Source organism: Hydrogenophaga sp. (assembly GCF_048549895.1).
Classification (GTDB): Bacteria; Pseudomonadota; Gammaproteobacteria; order Burkholderiales; family Burkholderiaceae_C; genus Hydrogenophaga.
This window is the reverse complement of sequence record NZ_JBLYYB010000088.1, coordinates 1-7,645: the sequence shown is the minus strand read 5'-3', so window position 1 is coordinate 7,645 and position 7,645 is coordinate 1. Positions and strand designations below refer to the sequence as shown.

8 protein-coding genes are annotated in these 7,645 nt (G+C 66.5%); 5 read left to right on the top strand and 3 right to left on the bottom strand.

Annotated elements, in window-relative coordinates; translation table 11 throughout:
- Positions 1 to 258 precede the first annotated feature (258 nt).
- Together ACN4F8_RS09680 and ACN4F8_RS09675 are read left to right on the top strand one after the other, a co-directional pair.
- A complete protein-coding gene (locus ACN4F8_RS09680) occupies positions 259 to 2,775 on the top strand; it encodes a hemagglutinin repeat-containing protein (protein WP_419473387.1) in 2,517 nt (838 codons plus the stop codon).
- Positions 2,772 to 3,071, top strand: coding sequence for a hypothetical protein (locus ACN4F8_RS09675; RefSeq protein ID WP_419473386.1), 300 nt, complete (start codon positions 2,772 to 2,774; stop codon positions 3,069 to 3,071). The genes ACN4F8_RS09680 and ACN4F8_RS09675 overlap by 4 nt, the downstream gene beginning before the upstream one ends.
- On the opposite strand, the gene ACN4F8_RS09670 is transcribed toward ACN4F8_RS09675, so the two are convergent.
- The gene (locus tag ACN4F8_RS09670; protein WP_419473385.1) at positions 3,032 to 3,637 is read right to left on the bottom strand and encodes a hypothetical protein; all 606 of its coding nucleotides are present in this window, start codon (positions 3,635 to 3,637) and stop codon (positions 3,032 to 3,034) included. The two genes, ACN4F8_RS09675 and ACN4F8_RS09670, sit on opposite strands and share 40 nt — an antisense overlap.
- 81 nt (positions 3,638 to 3,718) lie before the next feature.
- The gene (locus tag ACN4F8_RS09665; RefSeq protein WP_419473384.1) at positions 3,719 to 4,129 is read right to left on the bottom strand and encodes a hypothetical protein; all 411 of its coding nucleotides are present in this window, start codon (positions 4,127 to 4,129) and stop codon (positions 3,719 to 3,721) included.
- A gap of 110 nt (positions 4,130 to 4,239) precedes the next feature.
- On the opposite strand from ACN4F8_RS09665, the gene ACN4F8_RS09660 reads away from it, so the two are divergent.
- The 3 genes from ACN4F8_RS09660 to ACN4F8_RS09650 all read left to right on the top strand — a co-directional run bounded on the left by ACN4F8_RS09660 (position 4,240) and on the right by ACN4F8_RS09650 (position 6,995).
- Entirely contained in the window at positions 4,240 to 5,763 is a 1,524-nt protein-coding gene (locus ACN4F8_RS09660; protein ID WP_419473383.1) for a class I adenylate-forming enzyme family protein, read from the top strand.
- A gap of 129 nt (positions 5,764 to 5,892) precedes the next feature.
- Positions 5,893 to 6,207: a hypothetical protein gene (locus ACN4F8_RS09655; RefSeq protein ID WP_419473382.1), complete on the top strand. Its 315-nt coding sequence runs from the start codon at positions 5,893 to 5,895 to the stop codon at positions 6,205 to 6,207.
- Positions 6,208 to 6,272: 65 nt separating this feature from the next.
- Positions 6,273 to 6,995, top strand: coding sequence for an aldolase (locus ACN4F8_RS09650; RefSeq protein WP_419473381.1), 723 nt, complete (start codon positions 6,273 to 6,275; stop codon positions 6,993 to 6,995).
- A gap of 12 nt (positions 6,996 to 7,007) precedes the next feature.
- On the opposite strand, the gene ACN4F8_RS09645 is transcribed toward ACN4F8_RS09650, so the two are convergent.
- On the bottom strand, positions 7,008 to 7,645 hold a 638-nt coding region (locus tag ACN4F8_RS09645; RefSeq protein WP_419473380.1), incomplete at its 5' end, for a GntR family transcriptional regulator.

The following is a 7,645-nucleotide window of genomic DNA, read 5'->3' as shown; positions in this document are numbered from 1 at the left end:
CTCCGCCAGCGAGCGCATCGAGAACCGCTCGGCCAGCATCGAGGCGCTGGGCAACTTGAGCATCACCACGCCGGTGCTGGTGAACGCGAACGACCACTTCGAAACGCAGCTTGTGCAGGTGCAGGGACCGTTCGCACTGAGCCTGATCCAGCCCAGCGGCAGCGCGACCCAGATTCCGGTGGGCAGCTTGGTCTGGCAGGAATGGGAGCGCGCAGGTCAGTACGCTTACAACACTTCGCCCGATCCGCACGCTGGCTTGTGCTCGCCCCGGCTGGCGACATCACCGTGCAGGCCGAGTCCATCGCCATCACCGAGGCGCGGGTCACAGAGCGCAACACAACCGAGCAGAAGTTCAAACAAAGCGGCCTGTCGGTCGGTTTGTCCAGCCCAGTGATCGACGCGCTGCAAGGCGTGGCCAACACCGCCGAGGCGTTGGGCAACACCGGGGACGCCAGAACCCAGGCCTTGGGTCTGGCAGTGGCGGCCCTGAAAGGCAAACAGCTGGTCGACGCAGCGAAATCCCTCGCCAGCAACCCGGCTGCGGCGGCAGGCATCGGCATCAACATCAGTCTGGGCTCCAGCAAGAGCCAGAGCAACAGCGAAGTCGTGCGCGAAGGCGCGCACGGCTCCCGCGTGGTAGCAGCGAGTGATGTGACGTTGGTAACCACCGCTCCCTCCGTTCGCCCTGAGCCAGTCGAAGGGCATCCCGAGCCGGGTTCGATCCTCGTCCAGGGCAGCACCATCAAAGCCGGCAACACCGCAAGGCTCACAGCCGAGGGCGACGTCCACTTGAGCGCCGCCACCCAAACCACCCGCGAAAACAACAGCCAGAGCAGCAAGAGCGGCAGCATCGGCATGGGTTTCAACGCTGGCGGAGCACAGAGCGGTGTCAGCTTCAACGCAGGCGCCAGCCGCAGCAAAGGCCGGGGCACGGGCGAAGAAGGCGCCCATACCAACACACAGGTTCAGGCAGGCCAACAAATAGTCGTTGACACGCTGCGCGGCGCCATTGTGTCGGCACCCACTGTGCGGGCGAATATCGGCGGCGAGCTGTTGATCGAAAGCCTGCAGGACCGCGCCACCTACAGCGAGAAAAGCGAGAGCGCCAGCGCAGGCGTGAGTCTTTGCATCCCGCCCCTGTGCTACGGCGCATCCAGCATCAGCGGCGGTGTTGGCCAGACAGACATCGACAGCAGCTACGCCAGCGTGCGGGACCAAAGCGCCATCCGCGCAGGCGACGGTGGCTTCGAGGTGACCACCCAGGGCAAGACCACGCTCGTGGGCGGCGCCATCACCAGCACGCAGGCGGCGGTGGAGACAGGCGCCAACCGCTTCGACAGCCAGGGCGGACTCGAACTCATCGACCTTCAGAACGAGGCTGCACACCAGGCCGAGGGTTACGCGGTGAATGCCTCCCTCAGCGGCCAGCTGGGCGACCAGAGCACTGCTCAGACGGCTGAGGAGAAGAAGTCAGCCGCCGCAGCCAGCGGGCCGGGGGGCAGCGCAGGCATCGGCACGGACAAGGGATTCGCATCGTCGGTCACCACAGCGGCGATCTCGGGTATCGCCGGCGACACTCAGGCCCGGACGGGCGACGCCGGCACCGGCATCGCCCCGATCTTTGATCGGGAACGTGTCAAGGATGAGGTGGGCGCCCAGATCACCATCACCGCCGCTTTCTTCCAACAAGCGCCCAAAGCCTGGGCAGACCATGCAGGGCAGAAGCAGCGCGAAGCCCTGGCGCGAGGTGACGCCATCGAAGCCGAGCGCTGGGGTGAAGGCGGCACCTACCGCGCCGCCGGGCACGTGCTGCTGGGCGCGCTGGGTGGTGGCACCTCAGGTGCCGCCGGCGCCCTTGCCAGCGCCACCGCGATGCCCGAGATCGGCAAGCTCATCGACGAGGCCGACCTGCCCACCCCGGTGAAACAGGCCCTGGGCATGGTGACCAGCACCACGCTGGGCGCGCTCGCCGGAAACACAGCGGGTGCAGCCGCTGCCTTCGGTATCGACACCCACAACCGCCAGTTGCACCCCAGCGAGCGAAAGCTTGCGAAGGAACTGGCCAGCAAGAGTGGTGGCAGGTACACCGCCGAGCAAATCGAGGAGCAGATGCGCCTGATGGGCAACCTGGCATTTGACGCAGCGCCCAACTCGACAGAAGTGCTGACGACGCCTGAGGCCATTGCCCACAACATCAAACAAGACCCAGGCATGCCCAAGACCAGCGATGGCCGGGTGGTGGTGGAAATACCGGGACAGGCCAACGCCGACATCCAGCAGTTCATCATCGGCAACAGCACCAACGGCGCGAACTACATCCCGGGCGTCTCGCCCTATGTGGGCAGCAGGACAAATGGTCCATCAGCGTCTTTCGGGACCACCGCCCCGGCCACCACCACCGCGCGCTGCGCCAATGGCGATCTGGCCTGTATCTCGGGGGTGGGCCAGCAGCAAAGTGCGCCGTTGACGCAGCAAGCCAAAGAGGCGATTGCGGATGGAATCGCTTCGACCGGTCGCGCCGCCGGAGTGGTCGCTGCGGGGGCAACGGCTGTAGGGGCGTCTGCTTCGCCTCAGATAAAGCCTATTGCAGGTGCCGTTGCCGTAGGTGCAACTGCCATTGGCACTGCAGCAGATGCGATTGAGCAGGTAGTTCGGCCCGACATGGAGCAGGTTATCCGGGAGCAATTAATCTTTGGGACACCTGCAGATGTCTTGACAAGACGATATCCGCTCTATGCACCGCTCATTAATGAGATTAAGGAGGCACTCCAATGAAGCTGGTTCGACTGCTATTTGAGCGAGGACATTTGACAAGTCGAGGTGCCGATGCTTTAGGGATCGTAGGGGTTGCGATCATCTGGGGAACTGCTTACCTCTTTGATAGCTGGTCTGGAGTGCCTTTTTGGGTATTGATGTCGGTGGGGTGCGTGCTCGGCTACGTTGGAGCCTACGGCGGGTTGGCGAAGACCTTCGGTTTTTCTGCTCCATTCACCAACGACCCCCTCGGCTGGCGCAAAGCCAAAAAGACCTATCAAGAGCCACAGGACGCGAACCAGTCGGAAGAGCGTTGAGACTCAACCGCACCGGCGACGCCGAGAACGGCATCGCGCCCATCTTTGACCGGGAGCGTGTGCGAGACGAGGTCAACGCCCAGATCACCATCACCGCCGCCTTCTTCCAACAGGCCCCAAAAGCCTGGGCAGACCACGCAGGGCAGAAACAGCAAGAAGCCCTCGCGCGCGGCGACGCCATCGAAGCCGAGCGCTGGGGTGAAGGCGGCACCTACCGCACCGCCGGTCACCTGCTGCTGGGCGCGCTGGGCGGCGGCGTCTCGGGGGCTGCCGGCGCCCTGACCAGCGCCACCCTGATGCCCGAGATCGGCCACCTCATCAACGACGCCGACCTGCCCGCCCCGGTGAAACAGGCCCTGGGCATGGTGGCCAGCACCACGCTGGGCGCGCTCGCCGGAAACACAGCGGGTGCAGCCGCTGCCTTCGGTATCGACACCCACAACCGCCAACTGCACCCCAGCGAGCGCGAACTCACCAGGGACCTCGCTCGAAAGAGCGGGGGCAGGTACACGGCCGAACAGATTGAGGAGCAGATGCGCCTCATGGGCAACCTCGCATTTGGGCAAGCGCCCAACACCGAGGTTCTGACTTCCGGTACCTGGTGGCGCAAGTCACCCGAGAGATGTAGCCATACCTCGATTCGGTGCTCAACGCTCCACAGGTGCGGGCGGCATGGGCTGCATCGGCGGGATCGCCGGTACCGGGGTGACCAGTTCGCGGATCAAGCCCCCGCCCTCCACCGAGCCGCTCACGCTGCCTTCGCCGCGCACCATGCGCTCGCAGATGGCTTTGTTCTCGGGAGGCAGTTCGGTGCAGCGCTTCATGGCGTTCTGCAGGCGCGACTCGGGTGAGCTGTTCATCATGGGCGTGCGGGTTTTGCTTTGGGTGCGGACCGCTGCGGCTTCTCGCAAACAGCTCTTGCGTTCGTGCTGCGAATCGCTGCGCAGGCAGGCAGCCCGGTCTTGCTCGTAGGTGGTCTGCGCCCAGACGCCGGCCGCAGAGAAGGCACAGGCGACCACCAATGTGGTGCGCACCAGAGAGTGGGTGAGATTTTTCATGGTGTTTCCTTGTGTTGGGTGCGTGTGTCCCGCACAGCGCAGTGCCTTCGAAGCTACCTTGCGCTGCGTGTAAGGTCTGTGCTCCAGCGCACCCCCGATCCGGAGACACGATGAGCCTTGTTCACCTGCTGCTGCGCCAAGCGCGCCAGAACCCCGACCGCCCCGCCATCTTCAACGGCACCCAGGCCTGGGCCACGCACGGCGAGTGGGCGCAGCGCAGCGCGGGCCTGGCGCAGCGCATGGTGGCAGGCGGCCTGGTGCCGGGCGACCGGGTGGTGCTGTTCATGCACAACCACCCGCGTTACCTGGAGATCCTGTGGGCCGCCTGGTGGGCCGGGCTGGTGGTGGTGCCGGTGAACGCCAAGCTGCATCCGCGCGAGGCCGAGTGGATCGTGGCCAACGCAGGCGCGCGCTGGGCTTTTGTCTCGCACGACGTGGCGCCCGAGTCGCTGGCGGGTCTGGAGCGCCAGATCGATGTGGCGTCTGGCGAATGCGACGCGCTGCTCGCGCCGGTCAACGACGCGTTTGTGGTGCCAGTGGTCGAGCGCGGTGCACAGGACGTGGCCTGGCTGTTCTACACCAGCGGCACCACCGGTCGCCCCAAGGGCGTGATGCTCACGCACCGCAACCTCATGACCATGGGCCTGACCTATTCCATCGACGTGGACCCGGTGGCGGCCGGGGACGTGATCGTCTACGCAGCCCCCATGTCGCACGGCGCGGGCCTCTACGCCATCCCGCACCTGATGGCCGGTGCGCGCCACGTGGTGCCGGCCTCGGGCGGTGTGGACGCGGCGGAGTTGTTCGCGCTCGGTGAGGCGCTGGGGCCGCTGTCCACGTTTGCCGCGCCCACCATCGTCAAACGCCTGGTGGATCACGCCGAACAACACGGCATCGGACCCGACGCTTCGGCACGCGCCTTCAAGACCATCGTGTACGGCGGCGCGCCCATGTACGCGGCCGACATGGCGCGTGCCCTGCGCGTGATGGGTCCGCGCTTCGTGCAGATTTACGGCCAGGGCGAGACGCCCATGGTGGGCACCGCGCTCTCGCGCCAGCAATTGGCCGACACCACGCACCCGCGCTGGGCCGAGCGCATGGCCTCGGTGGGTGTGGCGCAAACGCCGGTGCAGGTGCGGGTGGCCGACGAGCAGGGCCGCAGCCTGCCCACGGGCGAGGTGGGCGAGGTGCTCATCCGGGGTGACAGCGTGATGGCGGGCTACTGGATGAACCCGGAGGCCTCGGCCGCAGCGGTGCGCGACGGCTGGCTGTTCACCGGCGATGTGGGCTGCCTGGATGCCGACGGCTTCCTCACCCTCAAGGACCGCAGCAAGGACCTCATCATCAGCGGCGGCTCCAACATCTACCCGCGCGAGGTCGAAGAGGTGCTGCTCACCGCGCCGGGCGTGGCCGAGGTGGCGGTGGTGGGCGCACCCGATGCCGAGTGGGGCGAGGTGGTGGTGGCCTTCGTGGTCGTGCAAGGCAACGCGAGTGTGAGCACCGAGCAACTCGATGCGCACTGCCTGGCGCAGATGGCGCGCTTCAAACGACCCAAGCGCTATGTGATGTTGCGCGAGCTGCCCAAGAACAACTACGGCAAGGTGCTCAAGACCGAGTTGCGCACGCGCCTGTGAAGCTTTGGTTGCTGTTGCGCGTTGCGCGCGGTCACGGGTGTTGCGGTTTGTGATGTGCTGGAACAGCTGACCCACTCCGTTACCTCCTGAGGATGGAACCGACGCGGCTTGAGGGCATCTACTCAAGCCATGCTCAAGAAATACTGGTACCGACGCTCCTTCAACGCCGCCCTGCTCGAACTGGGCATCGAACCCACCGAACTGAATCCCGACTTCCGCGACGAGGTGCTGGCCCTGGCCATGCGCGAGCAGCTCACACCCAAGGAGGCCGCGCTCGTGGTGCTGTCTGCGGTGTATCCGCGCCTGAGCCTGGTGGACCGGCTGGGCAGCATCCACGTGGTGCGCAAGTGGCGCAGCAGCCCGCAGGTCAGCGAGGCCAACTACCAGCGAACACAAAGCGCCGGCCTGGCCTTCGCACAAACACCCGCGTTTCGCGAGCGTTAGCGCGCGCGTGGGTGATCCCGGCAGAATGCAACGCTCTGCCGCTCCCGAACACCCCCAATCGCCCCATGAACCACGAAGCCGACTTTCACAGTGCGCCCTGCCGACAGGCCCGCGCCGATCTCGCGCTGGCCCTGCGCGCTGCCGCCCGTTTCGGCTTGTCCGAAGGCGTCTGCAACCACTTCAGCATCGAGCTGCCCGACGGCTCTGGCCGCTTCCTGCTCAACCCGCGCGGCCTGTTGTGGAGCGAGGTGCAGGCCGACGACATCGTGATGGTGGACACCGAAGGCGTTGCCCTGGCGGGCCGGCACCCGGTGGAGTCCACCGCCATGCACATCCACAGCGGCATCCACCGGTTGGCGCGCCAGGCCGTGGTGCTGCACACCCACATGCCCTACGCCACAGCACTCACGCTCACGCAAGACCGCGCACTGGACACGGCCTTGTCGCAGAACGCGATGCGCTTTCATGGCCGCGTGGCGATCGACCCGGTCTACAACGGCCTGGCGCTGGACCAGCGCGAAGGCGAGCGCATCGCGCGCGCCATGGGCACGGCCGACATCGCCTTTCTGGCCAACCATGGCGTGGTGGTGTGCGGCGCGCGCATCGACCATGCGTTTGACGACCTCTACTACCTGGAGCGGGCCTGCATGGCGCAGGTGCTGGCGCAGTCCACCACCCGCCCGCTGATGCCGGCCGATGCCGCCACCGCCGCGCGCGTGGCCGGCCAGATGCAGAGCGAGCGCCTGCAGTCCGAGCTGTTCTTCGAGGCCCTGCGCCGCACCGTGTAAGGCGCGGCCCCGTCAGGCGCCCAGGCGGGCCAGCAGGTTTTCGCTGGCGCGCTCGGCGTGCTGCAGCGCGAGTTCGCGCGCCCGGGCCACATCACCGGCTTCGATGGCATCGGCGATGGCCTGGTGCTCGTCCCAGATCGGGCGGCGCAGGCCGTGCAGCTGGATCACCCCGCCCATCACGCGGCGCAAATGCACCCAGTGCATGCGCGAGCTGTCTTCAATCAGCGGGTTGCCGCTGGCCTGGTACACCGCGCGGTGAAACGCCATGTCGGCGTCGATCATGGCGCGCACGTCATCGCCCGCGGCGATTTCGCGGCCTTTGCGGATCACGTCCGGGTCGATCTTTGCCCGGCGTTCGGCCGCCAGCCCAGCGGCCAGTTCGTCCAGCACCCCGCGAATCTTGTAGACGTGGCCGATGGTCTGCGGCTCCAGCGGAGCAATCAGCACGCCGCGACCGGGCGCGTCCTGCACCAGGCCGTCGGTCTTGAGCTGGCGCAGGGCCTGGATCACAGGCGAGCGCGACACGTCCAGCTGCTCGGCGAGCTCTTCCTGCGTGACGCGGGTGCCCGGGGCCAACGAGCCGTCGCTGATGGCGTCCAGCAACACCTTGTAGACCTCGTCCACGTAATTGGTGCGGGAGGGGAGCTTGG